Raw genomic sequence first — 19,485 nt, 5'->3', positions numbered from 1 at the left:
TTAGATTCCGTTACGTATATCATTAGCCAGTGCCGCAATGCCCTTTTTAATGTCGCCATCAAATTTTTTGGCATAGGCCTGCACCTTGACTTTTTCCGTTTCTTCCGTTGTGTAGACCAGATATTCTTCCAACGATACTTCGGTACGGTAGACCTTTGACTGTGTGCCGCCGAGGGATATGAAAACTTCTTTGTATTTCCTGGAAGGGTCATTAGCCTTATTCATCGACAGCACAAGGGCTTTTTCCTTATCGGTAAGGCCAAGCAGTTCCTGAATCTGGTCGAATTTGTTTTGGTACTTTGACTGGTCTAAGAGTATTTTACAGTCACTGTTATTCACAATGGCCTGTTTTACCACAGGGGAGGATATAATATCTTCAATATCCTGGGTAACCACTATAGCCTCGCCAAAGAATTTCCTGACCGTTTTAAATAAATATTTTATATATTCTGCGAAACCTTCCTTCATTAAGGCTTTCCAGGCCTCCTCGATCAGTATCGTTTTTCGGATGCCTTTCATCTTGCGCATCTTGTTGATGAAGACTTCCATAATTATGATCGTAACCACCGGAAACAGTATGGGGTGGTCCTTAATATTATCCAGTTCAAAGACGATAAAGCGCTCCTGCAGCAGGTCAAGGTTTTCCGTCGCGTTCAGCAGGTAGTCAAATTCACCTCCTTCATAATAGGGGCGCAGCACATACAGGAAATTGTCAATATCAAAGTCCCGTTCCTTTACATGGTCATCCTTAAGTACCTGAATATATTCATCGCGCAGGAATTCATAAAAACTATTGAAGCCCGGGAATACGTCATCTTTAGCCTCAAGGTTGCTGTAGTAGCCCGCGATGACATTAGATAAGGCTACATACTCACTTCGACGGAACGACTCATCATCCTTCTTCCACAGGGCCAGCAGTAATGTTTTAATACTTTCTTTTTTTTCGGTATCCAATGCGTCGCCCTCCCCGATAAAAAAAGGGTTGAAACGGATAGGATTTTCGGTGGTGTACGTGAAGTAATAGCCATTTACCATATCGCATAACCCTTTATAGCTATGGCCTACATCCACAAGTACGATGTGCGCGTTTTGCTCATAATAGCTCCGTTCCATATGATTCGTGAAAAAAGACTTCCCACTGCCTGACGGCCCCAAAATGAATTTATTCCGGTTGGTAATAATTCCCGTTGCCATGGGTTCATCACTAATATCGACGTGTACCGGCTTTCCGGTCAGGCGGTCCCCCAAACGGATGCCGAATGGGCTTATAGAAGAACGGTAGCCGGTCTCTAAATTGAAGAAACAGGTAGCCTGCTGTGCAAACGTATCAAAGGTGTCGTTCATTGGAAAATCAGCTGCATTACCGGGTATGCCTGCCCAATAGATCTGCGGGGCGCCTACGGTTTCCTGCTTGGCTACGGCATCCATTTGTGCAATAGCCGAGGAGATCATGTTCTTCAAATCTTTAAGTTCCTCTTTAGTATCCGTCCATGCCAGTACATTGAAATGTGCCTTAACCGGTAAACGTTGTTGCCCAATCGCCTCATTGAGAAAATCGTTGGTGGCATCCCTGGAAATCGTATTCTCACGGCTGTAGGCCGATAGCGATTGCAGGCGCAGCCTTTTACTTTCCAGTTTTTGGAGTGTCTTTTGGGCATCTTCAATAAATACATACTGGTTATAAATATGGTTGCACGAAAGCAACTGGCCCAGTGTAGATGCAAATCCCACGCTGAATTTAGTTTTGTCCGTAGAATATTTATCGTAGTTGATACGGCTGCCGCATAGCGCCGGCAGGTCTTCAGCATCTGCAAGGGTATACAGTTGGCAATATTTGTCACCGACCCGCAAGCCCTCATCGAATTTGAGGTCGTTAATAATAAGGTTATCATCCTTCTCTGCCAAGTAGCAGTAGCGCTCAATAAGACCAAGCTTGTGGCTCTGGCTTTTCAGTTCTTCTTCTTTTAACCGCGTAAGTTTTACAAAACCACTGTCTTCCAGTATTCTCTGGAACTGGCCTGCACTGTCCAGAAATTCCTGTAGTAGCTGTGGCTTGAGCGTTTCTTCCGGTACTACGGTAGTACGCAGCAGGCTGGAGAAAAGCGATGTTGACGTCTTTCGGCCTGCCGGCTTTTTAGTCAGCATAATGTAGCAACTGTGCTCTAAAAAAGGACGTTCGTTAAAAAAACGCTCGCTGCTGCGGCTAAGGAAACTTGTATCTTCCTTAGTAAAATCAGCCGTGTAGCTGCTGTCCAGGAACCAGTCCTGTTTATGGAATATGCTGAATTTTGGAAGTATCTTAATGGCCTTTACCCACGTCTGGTGAAAGGTTTCATATTCCTGGTCGGAAAGCGTAAAGATCTCAGGCAGGTCGGCCCGAAATACAATAGTCACATCTCCCTGTTTGCTTATGATACAGTCATGTTCCACATCCATTATAGGAAACATATTTTCAATTGTCTTTTCCATAGTATTGTCGTTACATAGTTTGATGGCTTATTTTTTAAGGAATAGCTGCCTGCCCCGTATTTTGATAATTTTAGGTACCTGCTTTCGCGCCATGGCTTTCATCAGGCCATGCTCACCATATTTATTGCTCATCCCATACACTTTCATTACCAGTAGTGCGCCTGCTATGAGAATTACTCCCACGCAAAGTAAGGAGGGTAGGCCTATGAGGTACATTGCGGAAAACCCTACCAACAATCCGGCGATGCCACCACCGAGATACCATATATATTGTGCTTTCAGCCCCTTGAATTCTATAGATTTATTGATCCCTTTATTGACTTGGTAAACGCTGTTTGACATAGTAGCTTACTTTAAAGTTATAATCGCATCTTGCTGCGTATTCGTTCCGGTTCCGTTTGGGTTACATTTACTGCTTCCTGCACCGTGGGCCCGCGTGCGGCTGCTTCTTGTTCCGCTGCTACCGTATGGCTTATCTCAACAGTACCCTCGTCACCAGCGTTGCCGAGATGTTCCTGCTGTTGCTTGAGTTGGCTTTCCTGGATTTTAATTGTGATCTCCCGTTCCAGGCCTGCAAGCTCATTTTTCATCTGCTGCAGTTCATTTTCCTGCGCGAAAGATTTCTGTAATAACTTTTCCAGTTTTGGTATTTCGGTTATCAGCTCTCTTAATTTTGAATCGTACTTTTCCTTGAGGCTGTCCACCCGGTCAATGGCGTTGAGGAAGTGGCGTGCCGCCAGTTTAGAGTTATCAATATTGGGCAGCCCGTCATTATAGGTATACTTGATCCCGTCTGCCTGCCGCTGCGCATAGAAGCTGTTGGAATACCGATACTCATAGCTGCCTTTTTCTTCGTAGGCTTCATATTTTCGCTGGATGAAAAGGTCAAACCCATAGAGGCTTCCGATCTTCTGCTCCGCTTGTCCTTCCGGGGGTTTCCATCCCTCATACAGGCTGATAATATGTCTTCCTATAGCTTCAGGATCGGAGGTGGCAATACCGTTTAAGGTTACAGGGTTTTCCTTAGCCCCGTCCTGTGTGTATTGCAGCAGTGATTTATAGTGGGCCGCATCATCGGTCAGCTTTTCCAGTGTGGCTGCAGTACTGAACCTTTTATTCTGCATTTTTTCCAACCCGATCCTTGTACGGCTGGCTTCGCGGAAGTGGACGGTCTTCAGGCTTTCCATTACGGCTACTTTCTTTTCCAATTTGCTTTTTTCCAGCAGCGAGGTATCTCCCGAGAGGATGGCAATATATTCCGAGAAGTTCATGCCGCTCTTTTCATCGATTGACCCCTCATCAATGGTGCGTACATTCAGTTCGCAATTTTTCATCTGTGCAATGAACGTTTCTTTGTTTTTCAGCAGGTTGAACTTATAATTGTCCAGTGACTGCTCCGTGGCATAAATAAAATTCTGGACTTTGTTGTCGTAATGTTCCTTTGCCAGTTTATTGCCCTGCCTGCCGCCACGTCCATTGCGCTGTCCCAGGTCAGATGGCCGCCATGGTATATCCAAATGGTGCATCGCCACAACGCGCTCCTGCACATTCAGGCCGGTCCCTGCTTTTTCAGTACTCCCGATCAGTATACGGATTTCCCCTTTGTTCATTTTCCGGAACAATTCCGGCTTTCGCCGATCCGTCCAGTCATGGATGTAGGTCACCTGGCTGGGTGGGATATTAAAATCACTGACTAGTTTATCCTTTAGCGCATCATACATATTAAAGCTGTCCGGCTTGGGTGTCCCGATATCTGAAAAAACGATCTGCGTGCCCTTATGCGGGGTGCTAGCTTCATAGATCGATGCGATATTCCGCGCCGCTGTATTCACTTTATTATGGGGGTGGTCGCTATATTTATCTTCATCTATAAGGCGTAGGTCTGCTGCCATTTTCTTGGCATAATTGGTGGCGATTAGCATACGTCCCAGGTCTTCTTTTGGCGTGAGCTTGGCGCGGCCTATTAATTCTGCATTCCCTGTTTTGGCAAAAGCCATCAGGTTTTTTATGAATTCCCTCTGCTCGTCGCTCGGGGCTATATTCACAAGGGTCTCCTGTAATTCAGGCTTGTCAAGGTTAATATGCTTCGCCGTCTTATAATCCGTGATCTCGTTATAGAACATTGCTAGCTCCGGTACTTTGATAAAATGCCTGAAGCGCTCCTTGGCAACGATTTCATTGGTAACACTAAATTCAAAGTCAGTAGTTTTCTTGGCGAATACTGCTGCCCAGCCGTCAAAATTCTCAATGCGCTGGCGCTCCATTTCCCGTGGGCGCAGGTATTTGAACAAGAGGTACATTTCCGTAAGGCTGTTAGAAATCGGTGTACCTGATAAGAAGGTAACGCAAAGGTCCGAGTCAAAGCGCTGCTGTAGTGTCCGCACCGCGAACAGCATGTTCAGCGCTTTCTGGCTGCCCTCGGTAGTACCAAGCCCTGCTACGCGGTTGTGCCTTGTCGTAAAGGTCAGGTTCTTGAATTTATGGCTTTCGTCCACAAACAGGTGGTCAATGCCCATTTCCTTAAAGTTGATGCCTGTGTCTTTTTTTTCCTCAATATCGCGCAGTATGCCCTTTAAGCTACCCTCAAGGTTATTCTTGCGTATTTCAAGGCCCTTGAGCATCTTTTTGGAAATGTCGCCACCCAGTTCCCGAAGGGTATCCAGATCCCGCTCGATGTTATCCAGCTCCTCCTGGAAAATTTGCTTCTGTATCTCAGGAGATTGCGGGATTTTTCCAAACTGGTCATGTGTCAGGATAATACAGTCCCAATTATTATTCTTAATCTCGTGTAGCAGCCTGGTCCGCTGCGCCGGGGTAAAATCATTTTGCCCGGGTGCCAGTATTTTTGCCGCAGGGTAGGCCTTGCGGTAGGTCTCTGCAATCTGGTCCACGTTCGCTTTAAGGGCAATGATCATCGGTTTATGGATGGTCTTAAGCCGTTTCATTTCCTGGGCTGCCACGATCATGGTAAGCGTTTTTCCAAGCCCCACCTCATGGTCCACCAGCGCACCGCGGTTCTGCACAATGCGCCATGCCGCATTCTTCTGGGAACTGTACAGGTCATCGATCTCAAGTGCTTTTTTATCCAGCCCTGGGAAGGTCAGGTGGCTGCCGTCGTACTCGCGCAGCACATAGCAGTTGAACGTGTCGTTATAAAGGTTCTCAATATATTTCTTGTCTGTATCAGGTAATTCCTTTAGCCAGTCCACAAACCCACTCCTGATCTGCTCTATCTTTTGGTGCGCCAGTTGTATCGCATCGTTATCCGGGACACGGACAGTTTTACCGCCTCCAACCGATACCTCATAGGTAAAGAATGGGGTCGTATTTTCCAGGGCATGTTCCAGTATGGTATAGCCGTAGGTGATCCTTCCATTTTGCGGTGTAACCGCATATTCACGGTCGATTTTGATGTTATGGGCCGTTGCAACCTTAAAGGTGTCCAGTGACGGAAAGTAACTGATATCCGTTTCCTTTTCAAAAAGTTCCGTGGCATACTGCCTGTAATAATCGGTGGGTATCCAGCGCTCCCCGAGGTTAAAGTCCAGCATTTCAAAGGGGATGCGTTCCGGCTGTATTTGCTCCAATGCGGTAACGCTTCGCTCGTATTGTAAATTTCCGGGCGCTTTTTCACGATGTACCCTTGCCACATTGAGTTTTTCCACTACGTTTCCGCTGAGGTACTGGTCTGCAGTTTCCCATTCGTCCGATCCCGGATTGAGGTAAATGGTATCACCAAGGCGTTTTATGGCTTCGATTTCATCGATACCCAGAGCCACTTTTATAAAGTCAAGGTGTACACTGCCGGTATCATTTAAGCTATGGGCAAGCGCTTCTATGGGGTCATCCGTAACAAAACGTTCTTTCGATTTTTGGACCGAATGGGTGAGTATGTCAGATTTCACATAGTGTTCGCCTTCTTTGCGCTCCAGCGATGCCAACAGGGATACACCAAAAGCACTGTCTTCCGTAATGCGCCTGCGGTTGGCAGGGCTATTCAGCATACCGTAGCTTGATACGAAGCGGTCGTATTGCCCGTTCAGGGCTTCCCTTTCGCCGCTGCTGATCGCATTGCCTTCAATTTCGTGGGCGGACAATTGCAGGTAGTTGTCACGCAGTGCGATATAACTCCTATAAAAATTGATATCGCCCTTCCCGCCGAGGGGATGGAACGCAGCCTGTTTAAATTCAGGATCCGGGTTGTCCAGTTTACCTGCCTGTCCCATGTGTACCACCAAAGTGCCCTGCCTGTAAAAAGGCAGCAGTTCCGTAACGGGCCCGATTTCCTTTTCGTGGAAGCGGAACAGGCTTTCCAGCGTCTGGTCGCCCTCAAACCTGAAGGCCTGCCCGAAACCATTCAGCATCGTGTTGATCGCATTAATCTCATACGCTAACAGCGATGCGTTCATCCAGTTAACCGATAGGTTATTGACTTCCCCAAGGTTGGAATGTAACCTGTAGAGGTACCGCTCTCCCTTAAGTTGTTTGGCGGTCAACAGGACAATGTTCTCATGGCCGGGGTTCTCCGTATTGCGGACTGTACCAATTAGCCTGGCTGATTCCTTGCGGATGATACCCTCGTCAGTACTGTTGAGGTAGGCCGAAGCACGGTTACTATTTTCTGCGGGTGCCAGGTCAAACAAGCCGAGCTGTACCGCTGAACCCTGTGCCTTATTTTGCGGCAGGGGCAGGTAAGTCAGCTTTTGATGTAAGGGTGCCGGTTGCCCAACAGCTGTAGCCTGGGCTTGTGCTTTTTTGAAAAGCTCGCTATCAAAGCGGTTCTGGAACTGGTGGGCAAGGCTGGCGTGCAGGCTTTCCCCGATCTGGTTGATGTCCCCGTCCTGCCATATAACTTCGGTAGCCCTCCCGTACTGGTTGGTTCCCGGTTTGCGGGAGTTTCCTATCACCACATCATGGTCGTTTATGGACAGTAAGTAATTGTAAGGGTACCTGCCAAACTCATTTTCTTTTTCACGGACCTCATTTAGGAAATCTTCTTCCCAACTTAATTTCTCCTTGCTGTTATTCTTTTGGACAATCAGTAAATGGCTTGGCGCCTCTGTATTTCCGGTATCCTTCATCAGGTTGTCCGGCATTACTGCCACACTGATCAGGTCCGCATGCTTAAAAAGGTACTCCCTTGCACCTTGGTTGGAAGGGCTGTTTAAAAAGGCATCGGTTGTAATATAGGCCATTAGTCCGCCATCCGCCAGTTTGTCTAGTCCCTTAGCGAAGAAATAATTGTGGATTTTTCCTGAAAGGTCTTTACTGGGGAACGATGCATCAAATACAGGGAAGTTACCAAAAGGGATATTGCTTACCACAAGGTCGTAGGTGCCATTGTCGGTTATCGGTGCCTGTTCCAACCCGCTAATATGGGTAGCTGTTTTTACCGGAAGTGTGCTGTTAAGTGCTGAAAGTATCAGGCCGGTGAGCCGGTCCTTCTCAACCGCCGCAACCTGTTCAAGGCTTGGGAAAGCCTGGACTGCCTCGCTGATAAATACACCGGAACCTGCCGAGGGTTCATAAAGCCTTTTAGGTGCTATCCCTCTTTCTTTTAAAACATTGTATATCGTGCGGGGAATGACTTCAGGGGTATAGAAAGCGGTTAGTACGCTATTTCTAAGGGAGGCTACAATCGCTTTGTATTCCTGTTCCGTATGGTTCTCTTACAACAGGTCGTGCAACGCCATGATATCGGGATACAATTTTAGGTCGTCATTCGTAGCCCCGTTTGCCTGCCAGCCTTCCTCGGAGCCATATGGGTACAGGATGGCTTTAATACCGCCAAAACCTGCGTAACCTTGAAGGGTGGCAAGGTCTTCCGATGAGAGCGGTTGGCCTTTTTGGAAATCCATCGCCACACGGATGGCGCGGACATTGCCTTCGAGTTTTTTTGAGATATTGTAAGCCATAGTACCCTGTTTTCATAGTTCCCTTTCATCAATTGCATTACCCCAGGAGATAGTAATATATTTCTGCAATGACCGCATAGCGAAGATGCCGGTCCTCCAGATTGTCCGTCGTAAAGCCTAAACTTTTAAAAACCGTAGCATTACAGATCGTGATGAGGTTGGCCACCTCAAACGTCAGGATCCCTGTTTCCTTCAGCCGCTCAAAATCGTCACTGAAATCTTCTTCAATTATCGAACGGATATAATGGAATTTTGAGGGTATCAGGTCTGATGTAAGGGCTTTCAAACACAGTTCCTGAATGATATACTGCGGTTTTGCCTCAGCAACTAATTGCGCTATCATTGGCATAATACCTTTCATTTTTTCATCAAGGTATTTTGTTACCGAATGGTCCGCCTGCAGGTTGAGCATGAGGTCCGGATTATGATGGGCAATGTGCGCCGATAGTTTTTCCTTAAGTAAGCTTTCCATAGCTTTTTAAACACCAAAGAAGGACTGGATGATCGTCGCTACAACAACAAGGAAGATGCAGCTGCCGAACCACGCTGCGGCAACTTTGGAGGTATCCTGGTCACCGGAGTTCCATTTTTGGTAGACTTTAACCGCGCCGATAAGGCCCACAAGGGCGCCAATAGCGTACATCAGGTCGGTGCCTGCTGCAAAGTAGCTGCGCACCTGGTCGTTAGCTTCATTGATTCCGGCAAGGCCATCCTGGGCTAATAAGGTGCAGGGGAATACGATTGACAATAGCAGGATATAGATGGCTGCTTTTTGGTTGGGATAATTGAAGGAATTGTGTTTTTTCATGATGCATTAAATTAAGTTGATAGGTAATAAAGCGCAGGTTTGCCGTTGCCTTGTAGCCCGCTTCCTTCTGTCACATTACGTCCTGCCGCATAGGGGACAGGCAAGGGCTTTCCTGTGCTATTTCAGGTTTAATCCCATAATGCATCCGCTTCTTCAGCGGTCACAGTAAGGGTGTCATTTTTATTGCATTCTGAGGCGATAAATTCACTGACCGACTCGCGGAAAGGGGAATTTTTTACCGAGGGAAATTCTTCTAACACCAATTGCAGGTAAGTAAGCAGTTCCTCTTTTACGACACTGCGCTTGGCCGCGTCGGCAATAGTAGATTTGAGTTTTTCAACTACCGCATCCACATCATTGAACGTAGGGTCTTCGACAGCAAAAGCGGAGGTGTCGATCTCATGTGCAATGGGAGGTGCCTGGGCCTCTGGTGAAGGCGGTTCATCCATGGTAAGGGATCTCGGGCCTGTGACCCTGAATTTGTGTTTTCCGGATAACAGGCCTTTTACTTCGGTAAAGTAAAAGCGGAATCCGACAAAGGCGTACCAGCTTGTGAGTAACAGGGCGACGGCTGTAACGTAAGTGCCCCATGAAATGTTTGTCAGCATAATCTTTTCTTTTATCGTTCAACATTTTCGCTGTACCCGGGGTTAACCGGATAGTTTTATTGGGCAAATGAAGCCATCAATCAAAAATGGTACAAGCACAAATTTTTTGTGCCCCCACGCTGTTCCCCTTGTTCCCCCGCTACTTTAGGACAATAGGAAGAAATTATTTTTTTCAGGAGGATGAAAAAAAGGGATGCACCGGTAACGGTGCATCCCTTTCTCATTAGTTTATTCACGGTAGTAGTCAATACCCTTTTATCTTTTCGATCATGCGCTGCAGTGCTAGTACCGCAAGTTCTTTATCCCGGTCTTCGGCATTATAGGCTTTACTGCGCACTGCCGTATAGGATAGCGTTTCTTTTCTGGTAGTGGAGAGGTGCGGTACGATGCTCTTGAAAACTTCGGTCATCGACTTAGCAACCACAACCCTTGACTCGTCCGCTGCACGTAATATAAGAGCCAGCTGGTCTGCTGAGAGGTCACATATTATTTTTTCATCTTTAACAGGTACTGCCGCCGGCGCGCGGCGTTCACTCAGAGGGCTTACCGCGAGGTGCAATGTCTTTTCAAGATAGGCGATCTCCTGGCTGAACCAGTTATTTAGGACCTCTTTCAGGTTGTCATGGTGCGGGTACAGCACCATATTCTGGTTGCTGTGCATCTGCTGGAATTCCTTATAATGGAAACTCAGGCTGTCGATACGTTCAACCTTATTCTGGAGCAGGTTGATCTTATCGGCAATGCATTGTGTAAAATAATTGATATAACTCCTGCTGTTAAAATTCATGTAAACCAATAACTCATGCAGGGCTGCATAGACACTCGTTTGGTTTTTTTTCTCCCCCACAAGTTCCAGTTCTTTTACGAGTTCCTTGCGGTAAAGCATTTCCCGGAAGGTAACGCGTGCATTTTTTTTTGAATTGATAAAACCATACAGGTTACCCAATACCAGGTCTGTAAAACGCGTATCTGCGACATTGGCGACTAGCCGCTTTTTCAACCGGTCCAGCTTAATCTTAAGTTCATTGCAGGAAACAGCCAGGTACGTTGAAGGGACACGCTCTTCAAGGCTCAGGAAATTAGAGAACCTCTTTTCAATAAAGGTCAGCAATTCATCAAGGCAGGAGATCAGCGTTGCCGCAATGTTCAGTAGGTCAGCCTGGATAAAGGCCGGATGCTTTTGATGCTCAGTAATGGTATCCAGCAATATGATCAGTGCCGAATGGTATTTGCGTACCAGGAGCTTGATCTGGTTTTCCTTATGCAGTGAGAAAACCTGGTTCCTGAGTTCCGATTGGATGGCGATAGTTTCTATAGTAGCCTTTTCAGACATAGCCTGTAGCTCATCTTTTGAGATATCCTGAAAATACATCTTATGTGGGCTGAGTACAATGGAAATTTGGGAGTCAAGCCATTCCAGGGTATAGTTCTGTGCCATACATTATCTATTTTGCGGTTCTATATAAGGCGCTATAAAATTTATTGACCGGATTTTTTATCCCAGACTACAAAGAAGGCTCCGTAAACATTGCCCTCCCGGGCAGTATCATCGGGCCTGTTTCGCCGATAGGATGAGGGTGAAATGCCTGTCCGTTTTTTAAAGAATGTACTGAATGATCCCGGGTGGCTGAAGTTGAGAGTTTCTGAAACCTCCCTGACGGTATCTTCAGTTGCATGCAAAAGGTTTTTCGCCTCGGATAATAAGGCTTCCTCTATAAAATGCTTTAAAGTGCTGCCGGTAATATCCCTGACTACTTTATTAAGGTAATTGGGGGTGACGTAGAGACGGCCAGCGTAAAATTTTACACCATGCTGCACGCGGCTATGCTGCGCGACCAGTGTCAGGAATCCCAAAACTAACTTTTCCCTCTGACCACCCCTTTTGGATACCCCGCCCGAGTTTGGGTGGTAAAGTTCAGCGAGTTCAAATAGCAGCAGGTTAAAACAGAGCGTGACTTTCTCCTTTTGAAAAGGGGAAGCATCAGCATTAGTAAGTATTGTTCCCAGATGTGTCAATAATGCGGTAAGCGTGTGGTAAGCCTGTATGCCCGGGTGTATTACATCCGCTGCATTTGTAACCAAAAAACCGAAGGAATCTTTGCCAAGATTTTTCAGGCTATGCTCTACCAAAAAAGGTGTGCTGGCGGTCAAAAGGTAAAGGCCATAACGGTTTCCACTCGCTTTGGCTGTTATAGTGGCAGGGATAGTAAGAATATCCTGTGCGTGCAGCGTACGCTGTTCGGTACTAAATTCAATTTTGATTGTGCCTTCGGTTATCAGCACAATACGAACCGCACTGGTGTTAAAGGCGTCCATTAAAATAGATTCCGGCACTCCTGTTTTTATATAATATAAATACAAGCCCTGGCCGTAGCTACTATACCGCGGGGTGCATTGGGCTTCTTTCATTATTTTCGTTTAGTTTGTTCGGACTGATCATAGCTTTAACACGGCATTATTACTTGAGGAACCGTACGATAAGGGCTATTCCTATAAATAGGAGGTTGGACATCGTTACGGGAAAAAGCAGGTATACAAAGCCACGTGTGCCGCAGCTTTTGAGGGCACCATTGTATAGATAGCCTGTTATCTCATCATAAGTGTACAGGTCTATGATGAAATAAAGGCTTGCCAGGTTAACAATAAGTAGCAGCACGCTTGAAGCGGCTACTACTTTTGATTCGATCGTTAAAAAAGAGCCCATGCTACTGCGTAATGCCGTTATTAATACTAATACCGGTAACTACTGCCATGGATACCGCGCTAATGGTATTCTCTTCGGCACCGCTGGCACCAGCTACTATATTACCAACCGAAGTATCCCAATCGCGGTCTTTTCGTTTCTTCCTGTAATAAATCGTATAGCGTGCGATCGAGGTTGACGTAAGGATTACTTCCTTATCCGCCGAACTGTAGTCCGGATTATTGATTACCGTCGTCTCGTAAGCAATAATCAGGGAATACAGTTCCTCAAAGGTCGCGTCCTGCGCAGCATCCAATGTTACCATAAACTCTGAAAAGCCAGTTGCCGCCGGAGCAGATAAGGTAGGGCTTGTCCCTATTGCGCCGAGCGCCCCGCTGGGGTTTGTTAGAATAGCCGCAATCTGTTCTTGGGATATCGTGGGTGGTGTATCCTGTCCGTCCAGCGCATAGTGTTGGACGGCCAGTAGTGCTACCTTTTCACTTACCTCTTCAATAGAACTGTAGCTGTAGTTGCCATCAAGGTAAAGGTCAAGCAGTTCGTTTTGGGCTGCACCCGCAAAGTCATAGGGATTTTGGGTATTGGCAGGGGTGGCGTCACCCAGGCCCTGCCTGCTAACAAAAGCCTGGTTTGCATTTAAAGTTTGTTCAGTTGCGCCACTCTGGATAGCTTCAGTGGTACACGAAAGGAGTGCAAAGCATAGCAGTGCAGTTCCAGGTAAGAAATTTTTCATGGTCAGAAATGTGTTAAATGTGACTGATTACTTTTTTCGTCAGTTCATTTTACCCGGGTAAGCAGAACCAGTATCCGGCATATGCCAAATGTTTCGCTTTTGAATTCAAGGCCAAAACTATAGCCTGTCCCAACACCGTGCAACACAATAGCTGTGGGTTTCCATGAAAAATGCTATGGATTTCCGCGAAATCCATAGCACGTTTTTGTTAAAGATTTAATGATACTACAAACTTTCCATTACATTTGGTAGTATGCCTGCATAGCAATCCCCAAATCGTTTTAAAAATATTTTTAAAATGGCAATGCAGGCTTTACTAACGCATAAACACATTTTATTATGCTTAAAAAGTACATTCTTATGGGCTCCCTGTGTTCAGGTGGTTCAGCAATCGCACAGCACAAAATTGATGAGCCGGACACGTTGCAAAATTATGCGTACGACTACCTGTATGATTGTATCGATAACAGCGACCCCGGTAGTAAGCGGCAGGCTGTTTACCTTGATGCCTTCCTGCAAAAGGCCAAACGGGAGAACAATGAAGAAGAGCTGGTGAACGGTTACAAAAATTATGTGTACTATGCCCCTGTGAGCCAGCAGCTCAATTATGCAGACAGCATGGTCCTGACCGCAAAGGCTACCCATAACAGGGCATTGCAGGGTTCGGCTTACCTGACAAAAGGCATAGCCTACTACGGGCAGAAAAAGCATAAGGAGGCACTGGATAATTACCTTATTGCGAATGGCCTAATTGCAACCACTAATGATCAATATCTTATCTATAAGACTAAATACAATATGGCGCAGATTAAACAGTATCTTGGCTTCTACCATGAAGCGATATCCCTGCTTAAGGAATGCGCAGCCTATTTCGAAGGGCATGACGACAGGGGGTACCTGAACTCCCTGCACTCCCTGGGATTGTGTTATAATAAAATCGGGAATTATGGGCTTTCTGCGCGAATGAACGCTCAAGGGCTTAGTGAAGGTAAGCGGCTTGGTGTACACGATATGGAGCCCTATTTTATCCATTCCGAAGGCATCAACCAGTATTTTCTAGGGGATTACACTGCCTCCCTACATAATATCAATCAGGCATTGCCCTATATAGCCCGTAAAAAAGATTTTGCCAACGGGGCCGTGGGGAATTTTTACTTAGGGAAATGCTACATGGCCCTGGGAGACCTCCACAGTGCGCTGCCTTACTTTTTAAAAGTCGATAAAAGTTTCGAGGATACCAACTTCCTGCGCCCCGACCTGCGTGAAAATTATGAGATCCTTATCCGCTATTACCAGGATAAGAAAGACCTGGAGCAACAATTACATTACGTTAAAAAATTACTGAGGGCCGACCGCATAATCGAGGAGACATTTGTTTACTTGTCCGGAAGGGTTCATAAAGAATACGATACTAAAGAGCTCCTGGAACAGAAGCAGCGTATAGAACTATTATTGGACCGCAGGCAATACAATGATTATATCTATGGGTCGGCAATCCTAGCCTTGTTTTTGACCATTCTTTATCTTGTTTACAGGCACATAAGCAATCAAAAGATATTCCGTAAAAAGTTTGAAGCGCTGATGCAGAAAGATGCTTTGGCCATAGTTTCCCCGCCTGTAGAAAAAGTACGGGCGGAATACCCTGACCTTAACCCTGATGCTGCGCAACAGCTTGTATTATTACTAGCCAAATTTGAGAGGGATAAACGGTTTTTGGAGGTAGGGTGGACCTTGGTAAAGCTCGCGGCGGCTTTTAACTCCAATACGAAATACCTTTCCAAAGTGATCCGCCATTATAGGGATAAGGGCTTTACAGAATATATTAACGACCTGAAGATAAATTACCTCATTGACAAATTAAAGGAGGATAAGATGATGCTGAACTATACTAACAAGGCTTTAGGAGAGGAAGTGGGCTACAGCAGTACCCAGCGGTTTGCCAATGCCTTCTTTTCTGTTACCGGTATACCGGCAGTATTCTTTATCCAGGAGATGAAAAGGAAAAACGAGGAACAAAGAGAAGGTGATAATCAAGTGTAGGGAAATGCAGTATAAAGGGAATACGATGCTATACATGCCTTTTGTCCACCTTTTTGCGCCTTTCATAGCCCATGTGCCAACTAATAAGTTTTAATTTTGTAGAGCAAATATTCCTGAATGGGAATTATCTACTACTATGAAAAAAGGGACCGGTATTCAATTGGTGGAAATGACTGAGCATGCGCATGGCATTGCCATTGCGCCGATGTCTTCAGATTATCTGGATCAGGGGCTTGATGATCAAAGTAGTGATGCACACCGGCATGATTTCTACACTTTATTTATATTGGACGGGGGTTTTCTTAGTTTTAATGTAGACTTTGAGCCTGTAAGCATGGAACCTCTATCATTACTGCTTATCAATCCCGGCCAGATCCACCATTGCACATCCTACAGGGATATATCGGGTTGGGTAATGGCATTTGACGCAAAACTCATTGACCAAAAGTCCAGGAATGAATTAGGACAGGCGCTCAGGCAAATCGTCACCAAGAGACTCAATCAGGATGAGACAACTGTTTTGTCACAACTTCTTGCTCTTTTATATCAGGGCTCCCAAAATAATACATCAGGGGAGTTCCGCATGCAATATTTGCAATCGCTTCTCAATGCAGTGTTTTACTATATTGTAAACCTTTTTCAGTCTTTGGATAGCGAAGCTGCCGCCAGCCATTCCCCACGGGCAATAACCATTACAAGACAGTTCCAGCAATTAGTAAAGGAACAATGTATAACATGGAAAAAACCGGCGCAGTATGCTTATCAGATGAATATCAGTGTCAGTTACCTTAATGATACCCTTAAGACAGTTACTGGGCTTTCGTCTACCCATTTCATACAGCAGGAAATTATATATGAAGCACGGAGGCTTCTGGTATATACCAATCAAAGTGTTAAAGAGATCGCCGCAACTTTGGGATATGATGATTATAAATACTTCATACGTATCTTCAGTAAGATGGCGAAGACCTCACCGGCAAAATTCCGGCTAAGCGAAAAGGGCAATAAAGCGTAGCCCAATATCAATCAATATAATAATACAATGAACAAAAAAAAAATCCTGATTACCGGCGCAAGTGTGGCAGGCAATACGGTTGCGTGGTGGCTTTCCCTACAGGGATTTGAGGTCACGGTAGTGGAAAGAGCCGATAGTTTTCGTGATGGTGGTCAGAATGTTGATGTCCGTGGCCTTGGGCGTGAAGTGCTACGCCGGATGGGGCTCGAAGAGGCTGCACTCGCATTGAATACAAGTGAACAGGGTACCGACTGGGTAGATGAAGATGATACCGTGCTGGCACGGTTTGCAGTCGAAGATATCGGTGCCGAAGGTCCAACCGCAGAGATGGAAATTTTACGTGGCGATCTATCGCGGCTGATCTATAACCCTGCCAGCGAACGTGCCATCTACTGTTTTGGCGACAGTATAGCTGCAATAGAACAAAATGATTCCAGGGCGGTGGTGACTTTTACAAGCGGCAAACGTGAGCAGTATGATATTGTCATTGTAGCAGAAGGGGTAGGCTCCGCTACAAGGGAATTGGTATTCCCCGGTGAAAACAGGAAGCGCTATATGGACCTTACTATTGCATACTTTGCTATACCGGGCGAGAAGTCGGATAGTAAGTTTGCGCGGCAGTATAACACTGTCGGCGGAAGGGGCGCGACCCTAAAGCCGGGCAGTGATGGTAAACTTCGTGCTTATGTGGGAATCCATAAAAAGCCGGAAGGCGAAAACAAATGGAATACACAGCAACAGAAGGATTTCATCCGTAAGAATTTTGAGCACGATGGATGGGAATTCCCACGGATACTCAAAGGTATGGCTGAAACGGAAGATTTCTATTTTGATGTGCTCCGCCAGGTAAGGATGAAAAGGTGGTCGAAAGGGCGGACCGTGCTTACTGGTGATGCGGCATGGTGCCCCACACCACTTTCAGGGGTCGGTACTACCCTTGCCATTGTAGGCGGGTATGTGCTGGCTGGTGAGATTGCAAGGGCTGAGCATTATAATGATGCCTTTCAGGCTTACAGTAGGATAATGAGGCCTCTTATAACAGAAGGGCAGAGTTTCCCTAAAATTGGAATTCGCCTCCTATGGCCACATACTCGCTTTGGCCTGTCTTTCCTGCGTGGCGCAATGCGCGTGGCGGGTAAGCCTTCAGTACGGAAGATCTTCTCAAAACTGTACCTTCGCGATTCGAAGAAAATCGATCTGCCCGACTACAATCTTATTAATAAGGTGTGAACTCAGTACTCATGAAGTTAAATTGGCTGTTGGCACCTTTCAATCGCAGTTGGCAGCGGTTCCTGTACATTTAATATCATTGATGCTTCCCGATAGTTCTTTGGAATACCGTTAAAGCTGGTAAATTATAATCGGTGGTTCCTGCGGAGCGATTGTTAGGGCGGCATTATTATTTTGTAAAACAGGTTTAATATTGGTTGAGAAGTTTATTTTTGCAGGCTCATTTAATAAATAAACACATGAACGAATTAAACGAAAAGATAGCAGCAGCCATCGAAGTATTCCAGAAAGAATCAGAATCATTTGCACAAGGGAACAAAGCTGCCGGTGCACGTGCCCGTAAAGCGACTTTAGAGCTGGAGAAACTGTTTAAGGAATACCGTAAGGTTTCTATCGAAGAAGGAAAGAAATAATCTTTCTATTTATTTATAAGCCCTTTGATCATTTTAAAGGGCTTTGTTATTTTACGCGTTTCTTTTTATACGTTTTATTCCGGGGGCGTCTGTTCGGGCACTCCGCTGTATCTTTTCCTTGAAAAGGATGCCGCTGCGGTCCCGGTCGCGGACTGTGTCCGGGATAATTTATTTTATACTATGAAGTTTACTGAATTTTTAATGCTTTCCTAGGTGCTCCAGTACCAGGCGGTGTGGGAGCAGGGCGTGCATATCGATAATATACTTTTTGAAAAAATACATTACCAGTTGTACAGTATCAACGACTTTTATGTGGAGGTTCATTATGATGCGATCAGTAATAAGATCATTGGTAAGCTGGCTTTTAAGCAAGGGGAGCACCTTGATAAGTATTTGGGTGATCTTCCAGAAATATAATTTTTCAAACGCTTAACCACGCTGATCTTTTAATTATTTTAGCATAAATACTCTATTTACAAATGTATCTTCCTCCATTATTTAATCTTCCGGTCAATAAACTGGCTGCAACTTTCGGAAATACCTCGGCCACCTATAAATTCTATTGGTTGCTTGCCCTTACGGAGGCACTCGAAGAGGGGAGTACAAACATTCAAAAAAAAGAATTGTTTTCCAGGATGATAGCGGGTGCATGGTACACCGTGAACTACTTTCATATTTCTTTTGGTAAACAGGACCAGATACAGGACGCCATCGAAGTTATCGCAAGAGAAGAAAACATGTCCATTGATATGGGTAAAAGCGATTTATTACACAAGCTTTTAACTTCCTCAAATCCTGTAACGCACAGGCATCTTAACCATTTCAATAAAAATGTACCCCATTGGTTTTTAACCCCATGGTTTCCAAGATTTACAGGCGAAAGTGATGGCGACTACAAAAGAAGGATTTATACGGAGTCGCAATATTTTGAGAATCAGTCATTATATGCTTTACATGACAACCATATTGAAATTAACCCGGAATGGATAACTTATTTGCAAGCCAACGCCAAACTAATTAAAGACTTTTGTTTTTGGAACCTCGCCTTATTCCTGCAATCCCGAAATCCCAATGTTCCCGATATTCCCGGGAAATTATTCAAGCCGCCCTTTCGGGGTACGCTCGCTAATCAAAGGAAAAATTACTGGGATATTGTTTTTAAGGAATTAGGGACATTGGATTGTATCTTTACCAATACAAAACTGCAGGTCGATAAATATGCGCTGGATCATTTCGTGCCCCATGCTTTTGTCTCCCATGACCTGATCTGGAATCTTATCCCTATCGACAAAAGTTTTAACGCATTTAAAAGCGATAAACTTCCCAGTATCGAGCAACATTTTGACAAATTTTATAAATTACAGAAGGAGGCTTTTGATATCATAAGCAGCTACTATCCAAAAAATAAGTTGCTCGAAGAATACCTTACGATTTTCCCGGCCTTATCGGCAAAGTCTGGTTTTGAATACCAGCGCTATAAAGAGAACATCCAGCCATTAATAAGCATTGCGCAGAATAATGGGTTTTTATATTTATAGAACTTTTAATGGACA

General features: G+C 45.3%; 16 protein-coding genes. 6 read left to right on the top strand and 10 right to left on the bottom strand.

What is annotated here, in order from left to right; all coding sequences use genetic code 11:
* The 10 genes from F565_RS0116820 to F565_RS0116775 form a co-directional block, all read right to left on the bottom strand.
* The gene (locus F565_RS0116820) at positions 1 to 2,469 is read right to left on the bottom strand and encodes a TraG family conjugative transposon ATPase (protein ID WP_020214411.1); all 2,469 of its coding nucleotides are present in this window, start codon (positions 2,467 to 2,469) and stop codon (positions 1 to 3) included.
* Positions 2,470 to 2,496: 27 nt separating this feature from the next.
* Positions 2,497 to 2,811: a DUF4133 domain-containing protein gene (locus F565_RS0116815; protein WP_020214410.1), complete on the bottom strand. Its 315-nt coding sequence runs from the start codon at positions 2,809 to 2,811 to the stop codon at positions 2,497 to 2,499.
* Positions 2,812 to 2,828: 17 nt separating this feature from the next.
* Positions 2,829 to 7,835: a helicase-related protein gene (locus F565_RS21885; protein WP_020214409.1), complete on the bottom strand. Its 5,007-nt coding sequence runs from the start codon at positions 7,833 to 7,835 to the stop codon at positions 2,829 to 2,831.
* Positions 7,836 to 8,138: 303 nt separating this feature from the next.
* Positions 8,139 to 8,384, bottom strand: coding sequence for a hypothetical protein (locus tag F565_RS23125; RefSeq protein WP_020214408.1), 246 nt, complete (start codon positions 8,382 to 8,384; stop codon positions 8,139 to 8,141).
* 37 nt (positions 8,385 to 8,421) lie between these two features.
* Entirely contained in the window at positions 8,422 to 8,856 is a 435-nt protein-coding gene (locus F565_RS0116805) for a hypothetical protein (protein WP_020214407.1), read from the bottom strand.
* Positions 8,857 to 8,862: 6 nt separating this feature from the next.
* On the bottom strand, positions 8,863 to 9,192 hold the full coding sequence (locus F565_RS0116800) for a DUF4134 domain-containing protein (protein WP_020214406.1): 330 nt from the start codon (positions 9,190 to 9,192) through the stop codon (positions 8,863 to 8,865).
* Between the two features lie 128 nt (positions 9,193 to 9,320).
* The gene (locus tag F565_RS0116795; RefSeq protein ID WP_020214405.1) at positions 9,321 to 9,800 is read right to left on the bottom strand and encodes a hypothetical protein; all 480 of its coding nucleotides are present in this window, start codon (positions 9,798 to 9,800) and stop codon (positions 9,321 to 9,323) included.
* A gap of 244 nt (positions 9,801 to 10,044) precedes the next feature.
* The gene (locus F565_RS21880; RefSeq protein ID WP_020214404.1) at positions 10,045 to 11,238 is read right to left on the bottom strand and encodes a hypothetical protein; all 1,194 of its coding nucleotides are present in this window, start codon (positions 11,236 to 11,238) and stop codon (positions 10,045 to 10,047) included.
* A 41-nt stretch (positions 11,239 to 11,279) separates the two neighbouring features.
* Positions 11,280 to 12,209 carry a helix-turn-helix domain-containing protein gene (locus F565_RS22470; RefSeq protein WP_026300125.1) on the bottom strand — a complete coding sequence of 310 codons (930 nt, stop codon included), beginning with the start codon at positions 12,207 to 12,209 and terminating at the stop codon, positions 11,280 to 11,282.
* 296 nt (positions 12,210 to 12,505) lie between these two features.
* On the bottom strand, positions 12,506 to 13,234 hold the full coding sequence (locus F565_RS0116775; RefSeq protein WP_020214401.1) for a hypothetical protein: 729 nt from the start codon (positions 13,232 to 13,234) through the stop codon (positions 12,506 to 12,508).
* A 339-nt stretch (positions 13,235 to 13,573) separates the two neighbouring features.
* Between F565_RS0116775 and F565_RS21870 the strand changes: the two genes are divergently transcribed.
* The 6 genes from F565_RS21870 (at position 13,574) to F565_RS0116745 (ending at position 19,470) form a co-directional block, all read left to right on the top strand.
* Complete coding sequence (locus tag F565_RS21870; RefSeq protein WP_020214400.1) at positions 13,574 to 15,274, top strand: AraC family transcriptional regulator; 1,701 nt, start codon at positions 13,574 to 13,576, stop codon at positions 15,272 to 15,274.
* A gap of 136 nt (positions 15,275 to 15,410) precedes the next feature.
* Positions 15,411 to 16,289, top strand: coding sequence for a helix-turn-helix domain-containing protein (locus F565_RS0116765; protein ID WP_020214399.1), 879 nt, complete (start codon positions 15,411 to 15,413; stop codon positions 16,287 to 16,289).
* Between the two features lie 27 nt (positions 16,290 to 16,316).
* Complete coding sequence (locus tag F565_RS0116760; RefSeq protein WP_020214398.1) at positions 16,317 to 17,519, top strand: FAD-dependent monooxygenase; 1,203 nt, start codon at positions 16,317 to 16,319, stop codon at positions 17,517 to 17,519.
* A 239-nt stretch (positions 17,520 to 17,758) separates the two neighbouring features.
* Positions 17,759 to 17,932, top strand: coding sequence for a hypothetical protein (locus tag F565_RS0116755; RefSeq protein WP_020214397.1), 174 nt, complete (start codon positions 17,759 to 17,761; stop codon positions 17,930 to 17,932).
* A 213-nt stretch (positions 17,933 to 18,145) separates the two neighbouring features.
* Positions 18,146 to 18,349, top strand: coding sequence for a hypothetical protein (locus tag F565_RS23055; RefSeq protein ID WP_020214396.1), 204 nt, complete (start codon positions 18,146 to 18,148; stop codon positions 18,347 to 18,349).
* Between the two features lie 62 nt (positions 18,350 to 18,411).
* Positions 18,412 to 19,470, top strand: coding sequence for an HNH endonuclease domain-containing protein (locus F565_RS0116745; RefSeq protein ID WP_020214395.1), 1,059 nt, complete (start codon positions 18,412 to 18,414; stop codon positions 19,468 to 19,470).
* Positions 19,471 to 19,485: the final 15 nt, after the last annotated feature.

It is taken from the genome of Flavobacterium rivuli WB 3.3-2 = DSM 21788, from assembly GCF_000378485.1.
GTDB classification, from domain to species: Bacteria; Bacteroidota; Bacteroidia; order Flavobacteriales; family Flavobacteriaceae; genus Flavobacterium; species Flavobacterium rivuli.
Note: the sequence above shows the minus strand (reverse complement) of the source record. Positions and strands in the feature narration are given on the sequence as shown.